Here is a 22,795-nt window from a genome sequence, read left to right as displayed (position 1 = left end):
ACGCCCGGGTCACCGACTACCGTCGAGGCATGAGTGAGCGCGCGGTGATCATCGGCGGGGATGCGGCGGGAATGGCGGCGGCCTCGCAGGCACGCAGGTTGAAGAGCGCGGCGGAACTCGAGCTCGTGGTGTTCGAGCGGGGCCACTTCACCTCGTACTCGGCGTGCGGCATTCCGTACTGGGTGGGCGGCGCGGTCGACGGGCCCGATGCCCTCATCGCGCGCACGCCGGCCGAACACCGCGCGCGGGAAATCGATCTGCGCCTGCGCAACGAGGCCGTGGAGATCGACCTCGACGGACAGCGGGTGCGCTCCCGCGAGCTCGACACCGGTCGCGAAACCTGGACCGGCTACGACAAACTCGTGATCGCCACCGGCGCGACACCCATTCGGCCCGCCCTGCCCGGCATCGACGCGGCGGGCGTGCACGGGGTGCAGACCCTCGACGACGGCCAGGCCCTCATCGGCACCCTCGAGGCGAGCCCGGGACGGCGCGCGGTGATCGTCGGCGCGGGATACATCGGCGTGGAGATGGCGGAGGCGTTGATCCAGCGCGGATTCCAGGTCACCATGATCAACCGCGGGACGGAGCCCATGTCCACCCTCGACCCGGACATGGGTGTGCTCGTCCGCAAGGCCATGCAGGGCATGGGGATTCAGGTCATCGGCAATGCCGAGCTGACGGCCGTGCGCACCGACGAACGCGGGCGCGTCACCGCCGTCACCACCGCCGAGGCCGAATACCCCGCCGACGTAGTGATTCTCGGCATCGGCGTGCGCCCCGCCACCGACCTGGCCCGCGCGGCCGGACTGCCACTGGGTGAGTCCGGGGGCCTGCTCACCGATCTGGCCATGCGGGTGCGCGGGCACGAGAACATCTGGGCCGGAGGCGATTGCGTGGAGGTGCTCGACCTCGTCTCCGGCTCCGAGCGTCACATTCCGCTGGGCACGCACGCCAACAAGCACGGCCAGATCATCGGTTCCGGCGTCGGCGGCGACTATGCCACCTTCCCCGGCGTGGTGGGCACCGCGGTCAGCAAGGTCTGCGATCTCGAGGTCGCCCGCACCGGCCTGCGGGAACGCGACGCGCGGGCGGCCGGTCTGCAATTCGTCACCGTCACCATCGAATCCACCAGCCGCTCCGGCTATTTCCCCGGCACCGCGCCGATGACGGTGAAAATGCTCGCCGAACGCCGCACCGGCCGCCTGCTCGGCGTCCAGATCGTCGGCCGCGAGGGTGCGGGCAAGCGCATCGACATCGCCGCCGTGGCCCTCACCGCCCGCCTGACCGTCGACCAGATCGTCGGCCTCGACCTCGGCTACGCCCCGCCCTTCTCTCCGGTCTGGGATCCGGTCCAGGTCGCCGCCCGCAAGGCGGTCACCGCGGTCCGCAACTCCTGACCGTCGGTCACGTGGACTGCGGACGGGTGGTGATTGTCGTCGGTGGGGGAGGCGCGGGCGGCTCCGCCGGATCCGGGGCGGGCGCGGCCACCCGGCGGAGTCTGCGAGCACGCCACCAGTGGCGCAGCTGGGAGAGTCGGGTGGCTCGGGCGGGCCAGAACTCTTGGACGCTGGCATTGAACTCCGCGCCGAGGATGATGGCGAAGCCGAGGAAGAAGGTGAAGAGCAAGAAGGCGATGGGGGTGGCCAGCGCGCCGTAGGAGATGCCGGTCTTGGTGACCCAGGCGAGGTAGCGGCGCAGGCCTTCGCTGGCGGCCATGAAGAAGACGCCCGCCACGAGCGCGCCGCCGAAGAGTCGATGCCACGGGAGGGTGCGGTGCAGGGCCGTCTTGTAGAGGAAGGTCAGGCCGACGATCAGCAGCAGACCCGTGCCCGGATAGTAGAAGGCGTCGATCAGGCGCAGGCCGGGTTCGCGCCAGGCGTGGGGCAGGACGCGGCCGATGAGGGTGGGGCCCAGGGCGATCAGCGGCAGCACCAGGACGGCGATGATCAGGAACGCCACATACAGCAGCAGCGCGAAGATACGCTGCCAGACCGGGTGGCGGGCGGTGGCCTGGCCGTGGGCGGCGGTGATGGCGTCCACGAAGGTCGCCATGGCCGACGAACCGGCCCACAGCGACAGCACGAAACCGACCGACACCACCCCGCCGTGCCCGCGTTGCAGGACGTCGTTGACGGTCGGCTGGACCAGCGTATCGACCACGTTGGGGCTGAACGCCTTCCGGGCGAAGCTCAGAATCTTCGCCTGCACGACGCTCACCGTATTGGGCCCGAACCAGTGGCCCACGTACCCGAGGCTGCCCAGCAGCCCCAGCAGCAGCGGGGCCAGCGACAAGGTCTGCCAGAACGCGGCCGAGGCCGACTTGTTGAAGATCGAATCGTCCCAGGCCTTCACCGCGACGTGCACGACGAGCTGGCGGATGCGGCCCCAGCGGGTGGCGGCGAGCACGACGGACGATCCCGGGGCGGGCGCGTCGGCGTGTTGCGGAGAATCGTCGTGCGCGTTCATCGTGGCCTAAGCATCGCCTACCAGCGGTTCGAATGGGAGCGGACCCGCAATGTGTCGTGCGGCACTCGAAGGTGCTGTGTCGGATTGGAAAGCAGTCGGTGGCGAAAGCTAATCTCTTCCGAGTGACTTCGGGTGGTGGCGGTTCGTTACGTGCATGGCAGCGCAGGGCTCTGACGAAGTATTTGACGACCAAGCCACGCGACTTCCTGGCCGTGGCCACCCCCGGCGCGGGTAAGACCACCTTCGCGCTGCGGGTCGCCGCCGAACTGCTCAACGACCGCACCGTCGATCAGGTGACGGTCGTCGCGCCCACCGAGCACCTCAAGCACCAGTGGGCGGCCTCGGCCGCGCGCAATGGGATTCAGCTGGATTCGAACTTCTCCAACTCGACCGGCTCCACCTCCTCGGACTACCACGGCGTGGTGGTGACCTACGCGCAGATCGCCTCGCACCCGTTCAAGCACCGGGTGCGCACCGAGAACCGCAAGACGCTGGTGATCATGGACGAGATCCATCACGCCGGTGACGCCAAGAGCTGGGGCGAGGCCGTCGAGGAGGCGTTCAGCGACGCCACCCGCCGCCTGCATCTGACCGGAACCCCGTTCCGCAGCGACGATTCGAAGATCCCGTTCATCACCTACGAGGTCGACGAGTCCGGCTTCGAGAAGTCGCGCGCCGACCACACCTACGGCTACTCCGAGGCGCTCGCCGACGGCGTGGTCAGACCCGTGGTGTTCCTCGCCTACTCCGGCGAGGCGCACTGGCGCGACAGCGCGGGCGAGGAGTACTCGGCCCGCCTCGGTGAACCCCTCAACGCGGAACAGACCGCCCGGGCCTGGCGTACGGCCCTCGATCCGGCCGGTGACTGGATGTCGAAGGTGCTGCAGGCGGCCGACACCCGCCTGCGTCAGCTGCGCGCCACCGGCATGCCCGACGCGGGCGGGCTGGTCATCGCCACCGACCAGGACAAGGCGCGCGACTACGCCGAACTGCTGGAACACATTTCGGGCACCAAGCCGACCATCGTGCTCTCCGACGACCCGGACTCCTCCGACCGCATCGGCCAGTTCAGTGAGAACACCGACCCGTGGATGGTCGCGGTCCGCATGGTGTCCGAGGGCGTCGATGTGCCGCGCCTGGCCGTCGGCGTGTACGCCACCAGCGCGTCCACGCCGCTGTACTTCGCCCAGGCCATCGGCCGATTCGTGCGTGCGCGCAAGCCCGGTGAGACCGCGAGCGTCTTCCTGCCCTCGGTGCCGGTGCTGCTCGACCTGGCCGCCCAGCTGGAGTTGCAGCGCGACCACGTCATCGGCAAACCGCACCGCGAGGCCAACGCGCTCGAGGACGAACTGCTCATCGACGCCAACCGGCAGAAGGACGAGCCCGGCGAGGAGGAGAAGAAGTTCGTCGCCCTCGCCGCCGACGCCGAACTCGACCAGGTCATCTACGACGGCGACTCCTTCGGCACCGCCACCTTCTCCGGCAGCGACGAGGAGGCCGACTACCTCGGCATTCCCGGCCTGCTCGACGCCGACCAGATGCGCGCCCTGCTGCGCGAACGCCAGTCCCGCCAGCTCAAGGAACGCAGCGCCGCCGCGGCGGCCCCGGCCGGACCCGCCGTCGAGGCCGCCGCCGAACGCGCCGCCACCTCCGACCGCCTCTCCGAACTCCGCCGCGAACTCAACTCCCTGGTGGCCATGCACCACCACCGGACCGGCAAACCCCACGGCGTCATCCACGGCGACCTACGCCGCGAATGCGGCGGCCCCCCAACCGCTCTCGCCACCGCCGACCAACTCACCGAACGCATAGCCGCCCTCCGCCGCCTCTGACAGCGAGGACGGTTCAGACCACGCGTAGCTCGATCTCGACCGGGTCGCCGACGGTCAGACCCTCGGCGACCCGAACGGCCTTCTTCATCGGCAACACGTAGGTTCCCCGCTTGCCGTCGGGGAAGATCGAGGTCGACCAGTGGCTGGTGCCGACGCTGACCTTCACCTTGATCGAGCCGAATCCCGCCGCGCTGTGGCCATACCGCTCCTCGATCTCATCCGCCACACCCTCCGGCAAACTCACGAAATGCCACGCCGCCTGAGCTTCCCATTCCCAGAGCTCAGCGGTGAAGGAGTATGTCTCGACCATGGCCCGACGGTAGCCGCCGGGTCCGACACTTCCGTGGTCAGGCGAAATAGACGGCGGGGTCGAGGGCGTCGAGGGGTGTCCAGTGCGGGATCGACGTGGGGACGTCCTCGTCCAATTCGGGTGGGTTGAGGCGGTAACCCTGGAGATCCAAGGCGAGCCAGGGGGTTTCGTCTATGAGGCGGACGACGGCGTAGCAGGTGGCGAGCATGTGCAGGCAGCGGGCGTTGCGGGCACGGCAGGAGCAGTCGGTGGCGGCGAGGATCGGGGTGACCGTGATGCCCGCGGCGAGGACCGCCGCGTGCTGGTCGTCGCTGAGCGTCAACGTGTCCGAGGGGATCACCGCGGCGATGGCGTCGATGGTGGCGCGGGGGAACGGGGTGAGTTCGAGGTGGGTGACCGAGGCTTCCGAGCCGCGGTGGATGTGCGAACGGACCACCGTGCCTTCGATTTCGACGCGGACGCCGTTGTTGCGGGCGATGCTGCGGGCGCGGGGGAGGAGGGGTTCGGGTTTGGTGAGGGTGAGGGGTTCGGCGAGGCGGAGCCAGTCCTTTCCCCACGCGGTGTAGCCGAATTCGTTGTCCGCCATGTCAGTTGCCCCGCTTTCGGCGTAGCAGTTCCAGGAGTCGTTCGTCGTCGAGGCGCGCCAGTTCGGCGACACCGGCGGCGTCGGTGAGGTCGGTGAGGGCGGATTTGCGGTCGTGCATGCCCGCGATGTGCTCCTCGATGGTGGTGCCCGAGGTCAAGGTGGTGACGGTGACCGTGCGGGTCTGGCCGATGCGGTGGGCGCGGTCGGAGGCCTGGGCCTCGACGGCGGGATTCCACCAGCGGTCGTAGTGCACGACGTCGGCCGCGCGGGTGAGGGTCAGACCGGTTCCCGCCGCCCGCAGGCTCAGGATCAATATCGGTGGGCCGTCGGGTGATTGGAACTCGGCGACGATCCGCGCGCGCTCCTCGTGGTCGAGGCCGCCGTGGAAGAACGGCACCCGCACCCCGAATTCCTCGGCGCAGTGGCGGACCAGCAGTTCGCCGGTCCGGCGGTACTGGGTGAACACCAGCGTCGGCGCGTTCACCTCGAGATTGTTGGCGAGGATGTCGGAGCAGACGTCGAATTTGCCGGAGCGGCCGAGCAATTCGTCCAACTCACCGGTGATCAGTCCGGGATGATTGCACACCTGCTTGAGCTCGGTCAGCACCGACAGCACGCGGGTGTGCCGCTGCGCGCCGGTGCCGAAGCCCGCCGCCTCGGCCGCGTCGAGCAGTCGGTCGTAGAGCGCTTCCTGCTCGGCGCTGAGGTCGCACACCAGGTCGGTGTGGATCTTGGGCGGCAGCGACGCGGCCACCTGGGATTTGCGGCGGCCCAGCACAATCGGTTCGAGCGCGTCGCGCAGCCGCAGTACCGCGTGCGCCGACCCCTCACCGATCGGCCGGGCGAACCGCCGCCGGAACTGCGCCTTGTGCGTGAACTCCTGCGGCACCACCAGATTCAGTAGCGCCCACAGCTCATCGAGATGGTTCTCCACCGGCGTCCCGGTGAGCGCCACCCGCGCGTCGGCCGAGAGCGTCCGCGCCGCCCTGGCCACCTGGGTGCGCGGATTCTTCAACATCTGCGCCTCGTCGAAAACCACACTGGCCCAGTGCTGCCCGGCCAGCACCGCGCCGTGCCCGCGCAGGGTCGGATACCCGGTCACCACAATGGTCCCGGCGTCGGCCGCCGGAGCGTCCCCGCCCCGCCAGGCGACCGCCCGCAGCCCGGGCGCGAAGCGTTCGATCTCGTGCGCCCAGTTGCCCACCAGGGAGGTCGGGCACACCACGAGTTGCGGTCCGTCCCCGGACTTCCCGAGCAGATACCCGATGGCCTGCACGGTCTTGCCCAGGCCCATCTCGTCGGCCAGCACCGCGCCGCCGTGCGCCGCGGTGGTCTCCCGCAGCCAGGTGATGCCGCGCGCCTGATACGGCCGCAGCTCGGCCTTGAGCCCGGACCGCAGCTCGGCGTCGAGCGTGACGGTCGACCGCAGCGCCCGCAGCGCGCGTCCCGCCGACACGATGGCGGTCCCGGTGGCGTTCGGGACGGCGTGCGCGGCCGTGGGCAGCCGCCGCGCCTCGACATCGGTCTCGAGCGCCTGGCGTAAGAGGTGTATCGATTCGCCCGGATTTTCGATAGCAAGGGTGCATAACCGTTCCGGTTCCACGAGAGCGCATTCCACGTCCGTGACGCCGATTCCGTCCCGATTCGGGACGGCGAGGGCGAGGGTCTCCACCTCGCCCAGATTCTTCGGTGCGCGTCGGGGAGCGTGGCCGTCCCACGTCCAGAGCGCGACCATATGTCGATCCTGCAGATAGGTGGCTTGCGAGGTCAGCGGCACCCATCCGTTGTACCGGGGCGATCATGCGTCGCACACATGACGTTTCTCGCGTTGCGCCCGGCGGGACCGACGTGTCTTCGGTCATAGAGTGGCGCAGACCACATTTGATAGCCGAGAAGTATGGGCAATGTCCTCGCTACACAGCAGCAGCGGGCGACCTGCTGGTCGCCCGCTGCCGGGTTTTCTGTTGGGAAGATTCAATTGTCGAGCGGGCTCCCCGAAGGCTTGCGACTCCCGATCGAGTCCCTCCGGGTTGGAGGAGCTGTTAAAGCGCCGGTGCCGACTCCGTGTCGATCACGGCCTCGAGCTCACGAAGACGGTCCATGTGCTCATTGGCGTGATGCTGGCAGAAGAGCAACTCTCCACCTGCGGGAAGCGTTGCGCGCACGCGCGCAGCTGCACCGCAGCGGTCGCAACGGTCGACCGCGGTCAGTGGGGTGCTTGTCAGGGTTCCTGGCATGACTCCTCCGTCCTGGCTCCTGGTGCTCATCACACCATTCGCCTGGTGTGGGGGTCCGCGGACCATTCCGCGAACCTCGCTACCGCTACTTCCCAGCAGTGGCTGATGACTACTCTGTCAGACGTTCGGCGAGAGGGCTTTGTTCCCGTTGAGTTTCCCGTGTGTTTTCTGTAACACGACCTGGGATTTCGCTGAAAGCGAACAGGTCTTGGGAATCGGTCGCGAGGGACTCTTCACCTCCCGTTCGAACACGCTGATCGAGTTGTCTATCGGGAGACTACCCCCGGCCTGTGACACTCACACTCCGATTGCGCTTCGTGGCTGGGACGCCAGCAAACCGTAATCCAGGCGGGTTGATCGGAGACCGCCCCGCGACCGTCGTGACCTCGCGACACGTGCCCGTATCGATACGGGTACGGGGTACCGGCGAGTCGGGTTGTTCGCGGAGCGCGAACAGCGGACCCGCCCGCGCCGCCTCAGAACCAGGACTCGTCGAGCTCGAGCGTGGTGCGGTCGCCGGAGTCGAGCAGGTCGAATTGCGGTGTGGTGCGGGGGAGTTCCCAGCGGAAGAAGTACCGGGCGGCCAGCCGCTTGCCCCGCAGGAAGGCCGCGCGGTCGCGGTGTTGCCCGTCCTGTGCGGGCGCGGCATGCGCGGTGGTTGCCTGCTCGAGCCAGATCCAGGCCAGCACCACGTGGCCGAACGCCTCGAGGTAGACCGCCGAATTGGCCAGGGCTGCCTCGGGATTGCCGTCCCGCCACAGGCCCGCCGTGGTGGCGGTCAGGCGCGCGGTGGCCGCCTCCAGGGCCGCGGCGAAGTCGGCGAGCTCGGCATCCCCGGCGCTACGAGCCCGGGCGATGCTCGCGGCCATGGTCTCGAGCAGGGCGACCAGGGCCGCGCCATTGTCGAGGGTGACCTGGCGGCCCAGCAGGTCCAGGCTCTGAATGCCGTGGGTGCCTTCGTGAATCGGGTTGAGGCGATTGTCGCGGTAATGCTGTTCGACGTCGTAGTCGCGGGTGTAGCCCGCCCCGCCGTGGATCTGGATGGCGAGGTCGTTGGCGGCCAGGCACCACTGGCTCGGCCACGACTTGGCGATCGGGGTGAGGATGCGCAGCAGGGTGGCGGCGCGCGCCCGCTCGGAATCGTTTGCCGCGGTGCGCTGTTCGTCGACCAGCTTGCCGCAGTACAGCTGCAGCGCCAAAGCGCCTTCGGCATAGGCCTTTTGGGCCAGCAGCATGCGCCGCACGTCGGGGTGCTGGATGAGCGGGACCTGCGCGCCGCCGCGCGCGGTCACCGGGCGGCCCTGCGGGCGGGTGCGGGCGTATTCGAGGGACTTCAGATATCCGGTGTACCCCAACGCCGTCGAGGCCAATCCGACGCCGATGCGGGCCTCGTTCATCATGGTGAACATCTGCGCCAGACCGTGATTGGGCTCGCCGACGAGATACCCGATGGCGCCGGGCTCCCCGCCGGGGGTGAAATTGCCGTCGCCGAACACCGGCGCGGTGTTCACCGTGCCACGCCAACCCATCTTGTGATTGATGCCCGAGAGCGCGACATCGTTGTGCACGGTGGGATTGCCGTCCGCGTCGGGGAGGAACTTGGGCACGACGAACAGCGAGATGCCGCGGGTCCCCTCGGGCGCGCCGGGAATGCGGGCCAGCACCAGGTGGATGATGTTCTCCGACAGCTCGTGATCCCCGCCGGAGATCCACATCTTGTGCCCGAACAGGCGATAGGAGCCGTCCGCGGCGGGCACCGCGCGCGTGGTGATATCGGCGAGGCTGGACCCCGCCTGCGGCTCCGACAGCGCCATGGTGCCGAAGTTGCGCCCCTCCAGCATCGGCCGCACATAGGTGTCGATCTGCTCCGGACTGCCGTGCGCCGCAAGCAGATTCGCATTGCCGGTGGTGAGCAGCACGTAGGACGCGGTGCCGACGTTCGCGGCGTGGAACCAGGACATGCACGCGGTGTAGACCGAGTGCGGCAGCTGCATGCCGCCGATCTCGTAATCCATTGCCGCGCCGATCATCCCGGCATCGGCGAACGCCTTCAACGCCTTCCCGACGGCCGGGATGATGCTCACCCGCTCACCGTCGAAGGTGGGCTCGTGCAGATCGTTCTCGCGATTGTGCGGCGCGAAGTAGGTCGTGGCCAGATCCTGGCACAGCCGCAACACCTGATCGAAGGTCTCCCTCGAGTGGTCGGAGAACCGCTCCCGCCCCGTCAACCCCTCCACGTCCAGCCAGTCGTACAGCAAAAACTCGAGATCCCGAGCGGACATGATGACGGAGGAGTTCATACCTGCCGTCCTACCAGACCCCCTTCGTCGAGTGGCACACGGTGGCGGGGATTTGTCTGATTTCACCGCCCCGGTGTGCCACTCGGCGGGAGGTCAGCGAGTGCGGACGGGGGCGCGGCCGCGGTGGGAGCGGCCGAAGTGGCCGGGCGACTGCCCCTTCCAGGTGCGGAAGGCCGAGGCGAACGCGGAGACGCTGGAATAGCCGAGGCGGTCGGCGGCCTGTTCGACGGTGAGGCCCGCGATGAGGAGTTCCTCGGCGAGCATGCCGATGGTCTCCAGGCTGAGCTCGCGGAAGGTGGTGCCCTCCTCGGCCAGGCGGCGGCGCAGGGTGCGGACGCTGACGTCCAGGTCGGCGGCGATGCGGGTCTGGTCGGCGGAGCCGCCGTGGCGAATCAGGAGTTGGCGCACGCGACCGGACAGGCCCGAGCGGCTGCGGCGGGATTCCATCAGGTCGGCGCACTGCTGCTCATAGAACCGGGCGGTCGACAAATTCGCCTGGGGTAGCGGGGTTTCCAGGGTGCTGGTCTGAAATGCCATGCGGGACTGCGGGGCCGAGAAGGTCACCTCCTCGACGCCGAAGACCGCGCCGAACATCTCGTAGATCGGGTGCGCCTCGACATAGAGCTCGACCCGCACCGCCGGAATGCGCGTCGGGATGAGGTCCTGCTGGATGGTGGCGATGGCGGCCAGGTCGCGCTCCAGGGTGAAGCGCCGGATCTCCTCGGGCAGCGCGCTGTCGTCGCGCAATACCCATACCTCGTTGCCGTGGTTCTCGCTGTAGTGCCGGGCCGCGCTGAACGACAGGTCGGCGTAGCGCAGGGCAATGTCCATGGCGTGCCGCAGATTCGAGCTGCTCATGAGCGCGAAGCCGAGCACACCCATGGACGGCGGATGACACAGCAAACCCGCCAGCAAACCCATGCCGGGCTCGTCGTCGGTGGCCTCGACGACATTGCGCAGCACGCAGAACTCTTGGGCCATGGTGATTTCGGCCGACGGGTCGCGCAGATTGGCCTCGCGGATGCCCGTGTCACGCAGTACCACGTCCAGCGGAATGCCGCGGCCCAAGGCGAAATCGGCCACCAGCGCCGTGCTGAAGATGGACCGCAGGGGCACCACTTCTTCGCTCACCCAGGAAGTCTCGCAAACTTTGGGCTTCCGCATGGCCGTTACCGGCCGGTAAGTTGCCTGGGTACGGCCCATATTCGCCGGTTCCTGGCCCATAGGAAGCTGGTCGGCCGAAACCCTCACCCATACGGTGAGATTCATGCGCACCGCGCAACAGTCACAGACCGCGCACGATTCACCGACCGCGTCCGATTCACCGACCGCGCCCGAATCGCAGCCACAGGTGCCGGATGCCGGAAAGGTCCGCCCGCCCATGCTCACCGTGATCGCACCCGCCGACGGCCGGGTGGTCGACACCATCGTCACCGAATCACCCGAGCAGGTGCGCGCCACCGTCGCCCGGCTGCGCGAGAATGCCACGCTCTGGCACTCGCTCGGGGTGGTCGGTCGGATCCATTGGCTGACCTTGTTCCGAAACTGGTTGCTGGACAATCGGGATGGCTTGGTGGCGCTCTTGGGCGCGGAAACCGGTAAGCCCGAGTCGGAGGCCGATGCCGAGTTCGGCCTGGCCCTCGACGCCCTCGACCACTATCGCGCGCACGGCGCGGAATTCCTGGGCGGACGACACCCGCAGGTCGCCCTGCGCCCGGGGGCGGCCATGCAGCTGGCCGTCGCGCATCCGGCGGGCGCGGTGGTCGGGGTGATCGGGCCGTGGACCTACCCGCTGGCGCTGGCCGTCTTCGACGCCGTGCCCGCGCTGGTGGCGGGTGCCGCGGTGGTGGTGAAGCCGTCCTCGGAGACCCCGCTCACCCTGCGCGCCATTGCCGAGGGCTGGGGGAGTATCGGGGCCCCAGCGGTTTTCGAGTCGGTGAGCGGCCGCGATGCCGGACCGGCTGTCCTCGATTGCGTGGATTATGTCCGGTTCACCGGGAGCGTGGAGACCGGGAAGGTGGTGGCATTGCGCGCTGCCTCCCGTCTCATCCCGTGTTGTCTGGACCTGGGCGGCAAGTCCGCGGCGGTCGTTTTGTCCGATGCCGATCTGGACCGGGCGGCCGCCAGCATTGCTCTCGGCGGGCTGGCGAACAACGGGCAAAGCTGCAACTGCATCGAACGCATCTACGTCGAGACCGCGGCCTACGACGCCTTCCTCGACAAGCTGGTGGCCGAGGCCGCCGCCTTCGGGCCGATCCACGGGGACGAGATCGGCACCGGGGTGATGACCTCGGCCGCCCAGGTCGAGTTGGTGCGCGACCAGGTGCGCGACGCGCTGCTCAAGGGCGCGACCCTGCGCTGCGGCGGCACCGGCGCGGACCACGCCTTCGAGCCGACCGTGCTCGCCGATGTCGATCCGAGCATGGCGGTGCTCACCCAGCAGACCCTCGGCCCGGTGCTGCCCGTGGTCCGGGTGGCCGACGCGGGGGAGGCGTTCGACTTGGCGCGCCGGTCCCCGGCCGGGCCGTGCGTGAGCGTCTGGACCACCGACACCGTCGCCGCGGCCCGCGCGGTCGGCCGCTTCGCCCCGGTCCCGGTGGGCGTCAACGACATCTCGGTGCACGTGGCCCGCCCGCAGCCGTTCTGATCCCGGGTCCGTCGGAACGGTTGGCGCGCAGACGAATACCCCCGGTGCAGACCGGGGGTATTCGTCTGTGGGCCGATCTAGCCGAACGAGCCGCCGGTGGCTGCGCAGCCGACGCCGCCCGAACCGGAGGAGAACGGGTTGGCCGCGGAGACGGTGACGTCGATGGACTTGCTGCTCAGCGGCTGGCTCGCGGTGATGGTGTGCTTGCCCGCGGTGGTCGGCGTCCATTTGATGGTCGCCTGGTTGACGCCGACGGCCGGGCTGGCCGAGCCGATGGAGGTGCCGTTGTCGGTGAAGTTCACCGGCACGAGGTCGCCGGTGATGTCCACGTTGGCCGTGATGACATCGCTGCAGCCGACGACCGGGCTGTTCGACGCTAGCTGGACGTTGATGACGAATGCGCTGGCAGACGGCGCGGCGAGCACCGCGGCCGCCGCCATCGCGCCAATCGTGCTGGCGCCGAATCCGACCCGCTGGATCTTGCCCATTTGATATACCTCTCGCAATGACTCGCGTCGGCTCAGGCCCCGACGCGAAGTGAAATATAGGCGCTTCACTAAATGTGTGTGAGAGATTCGCGGACTTTCTCTCAGGCGGCGAGGAATTAGTCTGGATCGGTGGGAAACGAATCGGACCTGACACCGTCGACGCTGCTGCACATTTGCTCCCGGGCGGAATGGGAATCCGCCCGCGCCGCAGGCGAATACCGCACCCCCGACCTGCCCGAGACCGGCTTCATCCACCTGTCCGCCCCGTATCAGGCACACCTGCCCGCCAATCGGCTCTTCGCGGGCCGCACCGATCTCGTCCTGCTGCACCTGGATCCGGAGCGGCTGGACTCGCCGGTGAAGTGGGAGCCGGGCGTGCCCACCGATCCGGAGTCGATGCGGTTCCCGCACCTGTACGGCCCGCTGCCGCTGGCCGCCGTGATCGAGGTGACCGATTTTCGCCCCGGCCCGGATGGCACCTTCGCCCCGCTCGCGGCGAACTGATCACGCCGGGGACGTAGCTCCCCGGGTTTCGCGCGGGTTGTCCTAATCTGGACGTCGTGAACGTCGATGTGACAGCGCTGCCCGGTATCGGTGTGCGGAAGGATTTCGAGGTCCGATCGGGGCGGCGGATCGGGGTGGTCGCGCATCGGGACGGCGCGATCGATCTCATTGTGTCGCAACGGGATGACCCGGACGCCTGCCTGGCCCAGGTGCCGCTGACCACCGACGAGGCCGCGGTGCTGGCCAATCTGCTGGGCGCGCCGCAGCTGGTGCAGCAGCTCAAGGAGGAGCACTCGGACCTACCCGGGATCACCACCCGGCAGATCACCGTCAGCGGCAATTCGCCGTATCGGGGCCGCATGCTCGGCGAGACCGCCATGCGCACCCGGACCAAGGCGTCCATTGTCGCGATCATGCGGGCCGGGCAGGTGCAACCCTCACCCGGACCCGATCAGGTGCTCGACTCCGGCGATGTCCTCGTCGTGGTCGGCACACCGCACGGGCTGGACGCGGCCGCTCGCATCCTCGCCGACGGCTGAGCGCGTGGATTCGACCGGCCTAGCCCTGTTCGAACTCGGCGCGATCTTGTTCGCGCTCGGCATGCTGGGGCGTCTGGCCGCCCGCTTCGGCATGTCGCCGATTCCCCTCTATCTACTAGGTGGCCTGGCCTTCGGTGACGGCGGCATCGTGCGGATGCAGGCGGCCACCGAATTCGGTCACCTCGCCGGTGAGATCGGTGTGGTGCTGCTGCTCCTGCTGCTCGGATTGGAGTACACCGCCGCCGAATTGGTGACCGGGCTGCGCCGGGACTGGCTGGCGGGTGTGCTCGACATCGTCCTCAACGCCACCCCCGGCGTGATCGTGGCGCTGGCCCTGGGCTGGGGTCCGGTCGGCGCGGTGACCATGGGCGGCGTCACCTACATCTCCTCCTCGGGCATTGTCGCCAAGGTGCTCAACGACCTCGGGCGACTAGGCAACCGCGAGACGCCGGTCATTCTGTCGATCCTGGTGTTCGAGGATCTGGCCATGGCGGTGTACCTGCCGATCCTCACCATGATGCTGGCCGGGCTGAGCTTCCTGAGCGGGCTGCGGTCCGAGGCCATCGCGCTGGCGGCCATCACCATCGTGTTCGTCGTCGCCCTGCGCTACGGCCGCTACGTGTCGGCCGTCGTGGACAGCGACGACCGGGAAGTGTTCCTGCTCAAGCTGCTCGGTGCGGCGCTGCTGGTGGCTGGCGCGGCTTCGGCGCTCAACGTCTCGGCGGCCGTGGGCGCGTTCCTGCTGGGCATCGCCATCTCCGGATCGACCGCGCACGAGGCCGCGAAACTGCTCGAACCCCTGCGAGATCTGTTCGCGGCCATCTTCTTCGTGGCCTTCGGACTCAATACCGACCCGAAGGCGATACCGCCGGTCCTGGGCTGGGCGGTGCTGCTCGCGATCGTGACCGCGCTGACCAAGATCGCCACCGGCTGGTGGGCGGCCTCCCGGCAGGGTGTGCGCCGGATGGGTCGGGCGCGTGCGGGGGCGGCGCTGGTGGCGCGCGGCGAATTCTCCATCGTCATTGCCGGGCTGGCGGTTTCGCTGGGCGGCGTGGACGGGCGACTGGCCGCGCTGGCCTCGGCCTACGTGCTAATGATGGCCGTGCTCGGCCCGATCGCGGCGCGCGTCGTCGAGCCCGCCGTCCGGCTCGTGCAGCGCGACCGGGGGCGGACCGACCCGGTGCCCGGTTGATTTGCGGGCCTTGCGGTCTCGCACCGCGACCAGGCGGTGCGACAGCGCCACCGCGATCGCGCCGACCGTGAATCCGATGAGCAGCGCGAAGAAGTGGCCGTAATCGGTGAACGTGCGCCCGTGCCAGACGCCGTAGGCGTACCAGACCAGCACGCACAGCGCCCACAGCCAGCGCGCCGGACCGCGCAGCCGGAAGGTGAGCGCGGCCAGCATGGCCGAGATCCCGTAGCTGGGGCCGACGTCGGAGGCGAAGGCCACCCGGGTGGGAATGAGATGCCGGTCGATCTTGTGCGCGATGCCCAGCACCGTGATCAGGGTGGCCCCGACGTGGCCGGTCGCCACCACCAGAATCCAGCGCAGCGAACCCAGCCAGCGCTCGGCCAGGGCCATGAGCGTGATCAGAATGAGGATGTCGCCCCACGGGAAGCCGCCGTCGGTCCAGAAGGCCGAGGCGACCAGCACCTGGATCGGATCCTTCTGCATATTGCGGAGATTCGTCGACGCCGAGAAGATCAACCGCCGCCCGACGATATCGCTGGCCCCGCGCAGGGTCCACCAGGTGATGAACAGGGTGAAGGCGTAGGCGATGCACGCCGGGGTGCCCGCCAGCAGATCGCGGTACGCCTGGATGGCCCGCCGCACGCGCTGCGGCTGCCGCCACCAGACACGCAGGGCGCGGACCTCGTCGTCGAGATCGACGGTGCGCAGCCAGGGCGGCTCGTAGGTGGCGAAGGCCATTTCGCCATCGTAGCCCGGGCTCACCGGCCGTTTTGGGGAAGCGCACCCGGCCGGGCGGTTCGGCACGCGTAACGCGCTTTAATGCCCAGGGAAAACGGTGGTTACGTCGCAGCAACATGGGCCCGGACCATCGGAGAGGTGATCTACCACCAACGCCTGGGCGGCACCACCTACACCTTCGACGGTCTGGTCGAGCTGTTGGCCAAGGCCACACCGCGCCGCAGCGGCGACGAACTCGCCGGGTGTGCCGCGCATTCCGACGCCGAGCGGGCGGCGGCGCAATGGGCGCTGGCCGAGGTGCCGCTGACCACGTTTCTGAACGACGCGGTGGTGCCGTACGAGACCGACGAGGTCACTCGGTTGATCATGGACAGCCACGATCGCACTGCGTTCCAGGCGATTTCGCACTTGACCGTGGGTGGACTGCGGGACTGGCTGCTGGCCGTGGCGGCCACCCCGGAGGCCGCCGCCACCCTGGCCGCGGTCGCGCCCGGGCTCACCCCCGAAATGGTCGCGGCCGTCAGCAAACTCATGCGGAGTCAGGATCTGATCGCGGTGGCGCACGCGGTGCGGGTGCGCTCCGGGTTCCGCACCAGCATCGGGTTGCCGGGGACGCTGGCCACGCGGCTGCAGCCCAATCACCCCACCGACGACCCGCGCGGCATTGCGGCGGCCGTGTTGGATGGGCTGCTGTTGGGTTGCGGGGATGCCGTGATCGGCATCAATCCGGCCACCGACTCGCCCCAGGCCACGGCGGATCTGCTGCATCTGCTCGACGAGGTGCGGCAGCGCTTCGAGATTCCGACGCAGTCGTGTGTGCTCTCGCATGTCACCACCACTCTCGGGCTCATCGAGGCCGGGGCGCCGGTGGATCTGGTGTTTCAGTCCATTGCCGGGACCGAGGGCGCGAATTCCGGGTTCGGGGTGAACATCTCACTGCTGCGCGAGGCCAATGCGGCGGGGCGGTCCCTGCGGCGCGGGACGGTCGGCGACAATGTCATGTACCTCGAAACCGGCCAGGGCTCAGCGCTTTCCGCGGGCGCGCACCTGGGGACCGGCGGCAAACCCGTCGATCAGCAGACGCTCGAGACCCGCGCCTACGCCATCGCCCGCGACCTGGACCCGCTGCTCATCAATACGGTGGTGGGTTTCATCGGCCCCGAATACCTCTACGACGGTAAGCAGATCATTCGCGCGGGCCTCGAAGATCATTTCTGCGGCAAACTGCTCGGGCTCCCCATGGGCGTGGACGTCTGCTACACCAACCACGCCGAGGCCGACCAGGACGATATGGACACGCTGCTGACGCTCCTGGCCACCGCGGGCTGCCCGTTCGTCATCGCCGTGCCGGGTGCCGACGACGTCATGCTCGGCTACCAGTCCCTCGCCTACCACGACGCCCTCTACGCCCGAAAAGTCCTGAACCTTCGCCCGGCCCCCGAATTCGCCGCCTGGCTCGACACCCTCGGCATGCTCGACTCCCACGGCCGCGTCCTCCCGGTCGAACCGCTGTCGTCCCCGCTGCGCGCCCTGGCCGCGAAGGGGGCCGCGTGACCACCTGCCGCCCCAATCCGCGCGCATTCCGAACACCGGCGACTCGACCCCGCAGCTGGTGCGAGGTGCACCGCCGCGACGGCAGCTGCCGCCCAGACCCCGAGCCGAACCGGGAGGACCACGCATGACCGCGACCCCGCGCCCCCTGCGTCGCCCCGAAGACGCTGCCGCACAGTCCTTCTGGGATAGCTTGCGCCGCACCACCCAGGCCCGTATCGGCCTCGGCCGCGCCGGAGACGCCCTACCCACCACCGAAGTCCTCGAATTCCGCGCCGCCCACGCTGCCGCCCGCGACGCCGTCCATAACCCTCTCGACGTCGCGGCCCTCGCGACCGCCGTCTCCGCGCTCGGCCTGGGCGAGCCGGTCCACGTCCGCAGCCTGGCCGCAGACCGCTCGGAGTACCTGCGCCGCCCCGACCTCGGCCGCCTACCGGGCAGCGTCGAAGCGGCCGGACCCGTACGTCTCGACGCGGCGAATTCGATTGCGGGAAGGATGATCTGGTCGGGTGAGACGTCCGCCACGGGCGATCCTCGCGATGGCGAGGACGTCCTGGCCGGGGTACCGAATGTCGGCGCGGAGGTGGGTTTCGTTCTGGCCGACGGGCTTTCACCCCGAGCGCTGGCCGACCACGGCGTACCCATGCTGGCGGCCCTGATCGAGGCGCTCGGCGAGCGCTACACCCTCGCGCCACCGGTGATCGCCACCCAGGCGCGAGTGGCGCTGGGCGACCACATCGGCGCGGCCCTGGGCGTCACCACCGTGCTGGTCCTCATCGGCGAACGCCCCGGCCTCTCGGTGGCCGACAGCCTCGGCATCTACCTCACCCATCACCCTCGCCCGGGCCGCGCGGACTCCGAACGCAACTGCATCTCCAACATCCACCCGCCCGAAGGCCTCACCTACACCCGCGCCGCCCGCATCGCCACCACCCTGGTCGACGGTGCCCGCCGCCTCGGCCGCTCGGGCGTCGACCTCAAGGACACCTCCGCCGACCCGGCGCTCACCATCGCACACGTCGAGCCACTGCTTCTCGACACGCGGACCGGCCCGGTCGATGCGCGCACCGCTTGCCCACCGCTGACGCTCGACGTCAGCGACCGAGCCTGATCCGGTTGCCGCGGAACGGGTTCGGATGACGCCTCGGTCGTGCCGCGGCGGGCGGGTCGAGGCATCGGAATGAAACATTCGGTGCGGTCGGGACGATCGATCGGGCAGAAACGGCAATCGAGGAGGTAGCCGATGACGTCCCCCCGGCTTCGAGCGCTCGGCGCGAGCGCGGGTGTGCTGGCGGCGCTGGTCGCGGTGCCCGCGGCGCAGGCGCAGTCCACCGCCGCGCACCACACAGATGACCTGTCGCCGTCGGTGCTGACGCTGACCTTCGCGCAGGGTGATTCGCTCGAGACCTCGTCGAGCCAGCGGACCGTCTTGCTGATCTGCTCGCCGAGCGTGCTGGGCACCCATCCGTCGACGCAGGCGGCCTGTGACGAATTGAGCGCCGCCGGAGGCGATTTCGAGAAGCTGTCGGGCCACCCGATGCGCTTCTGCACCATGATCTACGACCCGGTGACGGTGGCCGCCGACGGCGTCTGGCATGGCAGCCCGGTCAGCTACCGGCACACCTATCCCAACAAGTGCCAGGCCGAGAACCGCAGCACCTACGTCTTCGCCTTCTGAGCCCACGGCCTGTCGCGACCAGGGCTTCTCGCGCGAGCCGCTACCGTCGATGCGGTGTAGGGGCGTCGGTCGACGCCGTGCGGCGAGGGCGAGGAGGTGCGTGCGGATGCGGCCGTGGGGTGTGGGGGTGGTGGCCGGGGTGGGTCTGATGGTGCCGTTGGTGGGGTTTGCCGGATATACCGTGCGGCGGGGGCGGAGTGCGCCTCGGGTGGGGGCGGATGTGGTGGTGGTGTTGGGGTGTCGGTTGCGGGGGAATCGGGTGGCTCCGATGTTGGCTCGGCGGTTGGATCGGGCGGTCGAGGTGGTGCGGGGGGAGCAGGGGCGCGGGGGTGCGCCGCTGGTGGTGGTGTCCGGCGGGCAGGCGGGGCGCGAGAGCGTGGCCGAGGCGGAGGCGATGGCGGATTATCTGGTGGCGCACGGTGTTTCGGGCGACACCATTGTGCGGGAGGACCGGTCTCGGAACACCGAGGAGAATCTGCGGTTCACCGCGCGGGAGTTGCGGCGGCGGGGGATCGACCCCGAGAAGGCGCGAATCACGGTGGTGACCAGTGACTTTCACGTACTTCGGACGAAATCGCTCGCGCATGGGCTGGGCTTGCGGGCGCAGGTCACCGGTGCGCGCACGGCGCGGCTGTGGTCGCGCAAGTCGTTCTTTCGGGAGTTCGCCGCCGTCCTGGTGATGCGCCACCGGATCATCGCCTAGCTCTCAGGTTCCGCGCAGGTCCAGGCGGCGCATGACGCGGTCCACGACATCGGGTGGAATTCCCGGTTCCCGCCGTGCCGCGAGGGCTTCGGCGCGGCCCGCCTCGAGGACGTCATTGGTGATGGCCCGCATCTTGGTGGTCAGGGCCAGCGTGCGGTCGGTGTTCATGCGCGCGTTGCGGTCGGCGGCCTCCGGATCCGCGTGGGCGAGACGGCGTTCGAAGCCCGTGCGCAGGCGGTCGTAGACCTCGTCGGGCAGCTCCTCGGTCTGCGCGATCTCCTTGAGCCGCGCGAGTTCGGCCCGCAGCACCCGCGTCCACAGTTGGCGTTCGATGGCGCGTTCGACGCCGGTGTCGGCGTGCACACCCGTCGCGCGCACGACCGCGGGCAGGGTCGGCCCCTGCAGCAACAGCGTGAACAGCACTACCGCGAAGGCGGTGAACAGGATTTCCGTGCGGCCGGGGAACGGCGTGCCGTCATCGGTGGCGAACGGCACGGCCAGCGCCAGCGCCACCGTCGCCACCCCACGCATGCCCGCCCACCAGGTGACCACGGTTTCGCGCCAAGTGTAGGGCTCGTCCTTCTCGCGGCTGCGCCACCAATTCTGGAAGACCGCCGTGGTGCCCAGCAACCAGACCAGCCGCAGCAGCACCACCACCGCGATGATCACCAGCGCCCCGCGCACATAGCGCGGCCAGTCCGGCCCGGCATCGCGCAGCACCGTGCTCAATTCGAGCCCGATCAGGCCGAAAGCGAAACCGGTGACCAGCATTTCGGTGATCTCCCAGAAGGAGTCGCCCACCAGCCGATAGTCGCTGTCGCCGAAATCGGTTGCGGCATCGGTGAGATACAGCGAGCACACCAGCACCGCGAGCACCGCCGACCCGCCCCGCGATTCGGAGATCCCGTAGGCCGCGAAGGGCAGCAGCAGACCCAGCGCCACCTGCCACGGTGCCTCGCCGAGCCGTCGCATGAGTTTGCTTCCGGCCCAACCCAGCACGAGCCCGACCCCGACCCCGACCAGCGCCGAGGTCAGGAACCTCACGAAGGCGTCCCAGGCCGAGAACTTTCCGGTGACCACCGCCTCGATCGCCGCGCTGTACAACACGATCGCGGTCACGTCGTTGAACAGGCCCTCGCCCTCGAGCACCGCCACCAGTCGCCGTGGCAGTCCCAACTTGCCCGCCAGCGCCGACACCGCCACCGGATCCGGCGGCGCCACCAGCGCGCCGAGCGCGATCGCCGCGCCGATCGGGACGGAGGGATTCGAGAGATGGAAGACCCAGGCCACGGCAGCCGTCGTGACGATGACCAGCACCACGGCCCGCAGGGTGATCGCCGCCCAGTTCTCGGCGAATTGTCGCCACGAGGTGCGGCGCGCGGCCGCGTAGAGCAGGGGCGGCAACACCAGCGGCAGGATGAGATCGGGGTGGATGTGAACTTCCGGCACCTGCGGCAGCAGGGCCAGCACCACACCGAAGGCGGTCATGAGCACGGCCGGGGCCTGGCCGAGCCGCCGTCCGAGCGGCTGGGCCAGGATGGTCGCGAACAGGACCGCGAAGATCAGTTCCAGCTGGTGGTGCTCCACGGCAGTCAGTTTGCTGCCGATATGCCCGAAAGTCGAACACCCGGCCCGGATTCTCAGCGAACCGGGACGGCAATTCTCAGCTGCCGCGGCCGGGCGCGGTGCGCCGCCGTATCCGGCTAGTGAGCGCCGCCGTATCCGGCTTGTGAGCGCCGCCGTATCCGGCTTGCGGGTGCCGCCGTATCCGGCTAGCGGCGACTGCGCTGGAGCGGAACCGAATTCCGTTCCCGCCGCGCGGCCGCACCCACCCCGGCGGGCTGGTACTGGCCTGGCCGCGGATATTCGGGCGCGGCCGAGTGCCGACCGGGCACCTGATAGTCAGCGGCGGGTGGGTAGAGTCCGGCCGTCCGATAGTCCTGCGGGCCGAATTCGTCCTGCCCGGAGCCGAACTGCGGCTCGACCGGCATCGCACCCGCCCGCAGCGACCAGCCCGCCCGCGAGTCCGGTTGCGGCCGAACCGGTTCGGGCATCATGGAGCGTTCGTCCACCTCGGTGAGACCGACGTGGATCAGCAGCACCAGCGTCACCATCGAGACGGTGATCATGAGCGGCGCGAGCAGCTCCATCGCGCCCGCGCCGTGCGGGGCCGCGGCATTGTCCACCCGGTGCGCGCTCATCGACGCCATGCCGGTGTAGTGCATGCCGCACACCGCCACGCCCATGATCAGCGCCGCGCCGATGGTGGCGTAGATGCCCTTGATGACCAGCGTGAACCACAGCGCCACGGTGGCCGCGACCACCGCGATGACCATGGACAGAGTCACGATCGTCGGGTCGTAGTCGATCGAGGCGTCGGACTTCATGGCGTACATGCCCGAGTAGTGCATGGCCCCGACGCCCAGGCCGGTGACCGCGCCGCCCGCGAACAGCGACAGTTTGCCGAACGGTTCCCGGGCCACCACGTACAGCCCGATCCACACCACGGTCACCGAGATGACCGCGCTGAGCAGGGTTTGCGGCACGTTGTAGCGGATCAGCGCCCCGTGAATGGTGAAGCCCAGCATGGCCACGAAGTGCATGACCCAGATCCCCGTGCCGCCGATGGCGATCGCCGCCGAGATCAGCCAGCCGCTGCGGCCATCCCCGTTCCGGGCCCGCGCCGTGCATCGCAAACCGAGCAGGGATCCGATGACGGACATGATGTAGGCCAGCACGGGGGTGATCCATCCGTAGCTGAAGTGGTGAATTTCCAGCACTCGAACTCCATTGCCAGAACAGGGGTTTCGCCATCGCAGACGCGACGGGGGCACACTACCGGGCAGGATTCGAATTGGGAAATTGAAAGGGAATGTTTCAGACAAATTGCTACCGGCTGGTAGAGTTCTGCTGGTCGAGCGACCGACTAGCCACCGGAAGCCACTGTGCGCCTGGGCTTTTCGACGTCACGTGACGCCGCGCCGCCCGGTCATTCCAAGGGCGGCGCGAATGTGTCGGCTA

Annotated in this window: 21 protein-coding genes; 10 read left to right on the top strand and 11 right to left on the bottom strand. The window is 69.0% G+C overall.

The features are described 5' to 3' along the window. The first annotated feature begins 29 nt into the window (after positions 1-29). Positions 30-1,400, top strand: coding sequence for an FAD-dependent oxidoreductase (locus VMT40_RS07925; RefSeq protein WP_326357333.1), 1,371 nt, complete (start codon positions 30-32; stop codon positions 1,398-1,400). 7 nt (positions 1,401-1,407) lie between these two features. Here the strand turns inward: VMT40_RS07925 and VMT40_RS07920 are convergent, their stop codons facing one another. Then, positions 1,408-2,469, bottom strand: a complete 1,062-nt coding sequence (locus VMT40_RS07920; protein WP_326357332.1) for a YihY/virulence factor BrkB family protein — start codon at positions 2,467-2,469, stop codon at positions 1,408-1,410. 98 nt (positions 2,470-2,567) lie between these two features. On the opposite strand from VMT40_RS07920, the gene VMT40_RS07915 reads away from it, so the two are divergent. Next, complete coding sequence (locus tag VMT40_RS07915; RefSeq protein WP_326357331.1) at positions 2,568-4,301, top strand: DEAD/DEAH box helicase; 1,734 nt, start codon at positions 2,568-2,570, stop codon at positions 4,299-4,301. 13 nt (positions 4,302-4,314) lie between these two features. Here the strand turns inward: VMT40_RS07915 and VMT40_RS07910 are convergent, their stop codons facing one another. The 6 genes from VMT40_RS07910 to VMT40_RS07885 form a co-directional block, all read right to left on the bottom strand. After that, complete coding sequence (locus VMT40_RS07910; protein ID WP_326357330.1) at positions 4,315-4,611, bottom strand: DUF1905 domain-containing protein; 297 nt, start codon at positions 4,609-4,611, stop codon at positions 4,315-4,317. A gap of 37 nt (positions 4,612-4,648) precedes the next feature. Next, complete coding sequence (locus VMT40_RS07905; RefSeq protein ID WP_326357329.1) at positions 4,649-5,197, bottom strand: hypothetical protein; 549 nt, start codon at positions 5,195-5,197, stop codon at positions 4,649-4,651. Position 5,198: 1 nt separating this feature from the next. Continuing rightward, positions 5,199-6,932 (bottom strand): DEAD/DEAH box helicase, encoded by a 1,734-nt coding sequence (locus VMT40_RS07900; RefSeq protein ID WP_326358527.1) that lies wholly within the window; start codon positions 6,930-6,932, stop codon positions 5,199-5,201. Between the two features lie 307 nt (positions 6,933-7,239). Further along, a complete protein-coding gene (locus VMT40_RS07895; protein ID WP_033087939.1) occupies positions 7,240-7,434 on the bottom strand; it encodes a DUF7455 domain-containing protein in 195 nt (64 codons plus the stop codon). Positions 7,435-7,910: 476 nt separating this feature from the next. Then, positions 7,911-9,734 (bottom strand): acyl-CoA dehydrogenase, encoded by a 1,824-nt coding sequence (locus VMT40_RS07890; RefSeq protein ID WP_326357328.1) that lies wholly within the window; start codon positions 9,732-9,734, stop codon positions 7,911-7,913. A 93-nt stretch (positions 9,735-9,827) separates the two neighbouring features. Then, positions 9,828-10,865 carry an AraC family transcriptional regulator gene (locus VMT40_RS07885; RefSeq protein ID WP_326357327.1) on the bottom strand — a complete coding sequence of 346 codons (1,038 nt, stop codon included), beginning with the start codon at positions 10,863-10,865 and terminating at the stop codon, positions 9,828-9,830. Between the two features lie 136 nt (positions 10,866-11,001). Here VMT40_RS07885 and VMT40_RS07880 point away from each other — a divergent pair, with 136 nt between their 5' ends. After that, a complete protein-coding gene (locus VMT40_RS07880) occupies positions 11,002-12,381 on the top strand; it encodes an aldehyde dehydrogenase family protein (protein WP_326357326.1) in 1,380 nt (459 codons plus the stop codon). A gap of 77 nt (positions 12,382-12,458) precedes the next feature. Here the strand turns inward: VMT40_RS07880 and VMT40_RS07875 are convergent, their stop codons facing one another. Next, positions 12,459-12,869, bottom strand: coding sequence for an Ig-like domain-containing protein (locus VMT40_RS07875; protein WP_326357325.1), 411 nt, complete (start codon positions 12,867-12,869; stop codon positions 12,459-12,461). Between the two features lie 129 nt (positions 12,870-12,998). Here VMT40_RS07875 and VMT40_RS07870 point away from each other — a divergent pair, with 129 nt between their 5' ends. From VMT40_RS07870 to VMT40_RS07860, 3 genes are read left to right on the top strand one after another with little or no spacing between them, the layout of a single operon-like run. Continuing rightward, complete coding sequence (locus VMT40_RS07870) at positions 12,999-13,373, top strand: DUF952 domain-containing protein (protein ID WP_326357324.1); 375 nt, start codon at positions 12,999-13,001, stop codon at positions 13,371-13,373. 56 nt (positions 13,374-13,429) lie between these two features. Beyond that, positions 13,430-13,912, top strand: coding sequence for a cation:proton antiporter regulatory subunit (locus VMT40_RS07865; RefSeq protein ID WP_326357323.1), 483 nt, complete (start codon positions 13,430-13,432; stop codon positions 13,910-13,912). 4 nt (positions 13,913-13,916) lie between these two features. Further along, entirely contained in the window at positions 13,917-15,104 is a 1,188-nt protein-coding gene (locus VMT40_RS07860; RefSeq protein WP_326357322.1) for a cation:proton antiporter, read from the top strand. Here VMT40_RS07860 and VMT40_RS07855 read toward each other — a convergent pair. Beyond that, the gene (locus VMT40_RS07855) at positions 15,003-15,842 is read right to left on the bottom strand and encodes a rhomboid-like protein (RefSeq protein WP_326357321.1); all 840 of its coding nucleotides are present in this window, start codon (positions 15,840-15,842) and stop codon (positions 15,003-15,005) included. The genes VMT40_RS07860 and VMT40_RS07855 overlap by 102 nt on opposite strands. A gap of 81 nt (positions 15,843-15,923) precedes the next feature. Between VMT40_RS07855 and VMT40_RS07850 the strand changes: the two genes are divergently transcribed. The 4 genes from VMT40_RS07850 to VMT40_RS07835 all read left to right on the top strand — a co-directional run bounded on the left by VMT40_RS07850 (position 15,924) and on the right by VMT40_RS07835 (position 19,774). Beyond that, on the top strand, positions 15,924-17,396 hold the full coding sequence (locus VMT40_RS07850) for an ethanolamine ammonia-lyase subunit EutB (RefSeq protein ID WP_442789934.1): 1,473 nt from the start codon (positions 15,924-15,926) through the stop codon (positions 17,394-17,396). A 124-nt stretch (positions 17,397-17,520) separates the two neighbouring features. Next, entirely contained in the window at positions 17,521-18,504 is a 984-nt protein-coding gene (locus tag VMT40_RS07845; protein ID WP_326357319.1) for an ethanolamine ammonia-lyase subunit EutC, read from the top strand. A gap of 132 nt (positions 18,505-18,636) precedes the next feature. Next, positions 18,637-19,071 carry a subtilase-type protease inhibitor gene (locus VMT40_RS07840; protein ID WP_326357318.1) on the top strand — a complete coding sequence of 145 codons (435 nt, stop codon included), beginning with the start codon at positions 18,637-18,639 and terminating at the stop codon, positions 19,069-19,071. Between the two features lie 106 nt (positions 19,072-19,177). Further along, complete coding sequence (locus VMT40_RS07835; protein WP_326358526.1) at positions 19,178-19,774, top strand: YdcF family protein; 597 nt, start codon at positions 19,178-19,180, stop codon at positions 19,772-19,774. Between the two features lie 3 nt (positions 19,775-19,777). On the opposite strand, the gene VMT40_RS07830 is transcribed toward VMT40_RS07835, so the two are convergent. After that, positions 19,778-21,361 carry a Na+/H+ antiporter gene (locus VMT40_RS07830; protein WP_326357317.1) on the bottom strand — a complete coding sequence of 528 codons (1,584 nt, stop codon included), beginning with the start codon at positions 21,359-21,361 and terminating at the stop codon, positions 19,778-19,780. A 185-nt stretch (positions 21,362-21,546) separates the two neighbouring features. Continuing rightward, positions 21,547-22,554: an MHYT domain-containing protein gene (locus tag VMT40_RS07825; RefSeq protein WP_326357316.1), complete on the bottom strand. Its 1,008-nt coding sequence runs from the start codon at positions 22,552-22,554 to the stop codon at positions 21,547-21,549. Between the last annotated feature and the right edge of the window lie 241 nt (positions 22,555-22,795).

The sequence above is a fragment of the Nocardia sp. CDC160 genome, from assembly GCF_035818795.1.
Classification (GTDB): domain Bacteria; phylum Actinomycetota; class Actinomycetes; order Mycobacteriales; family Mycobacteriaceae; genus Nocardia.
This window is presented reverse-complemented; position numbering and strand designations above follow the sequence as displayed.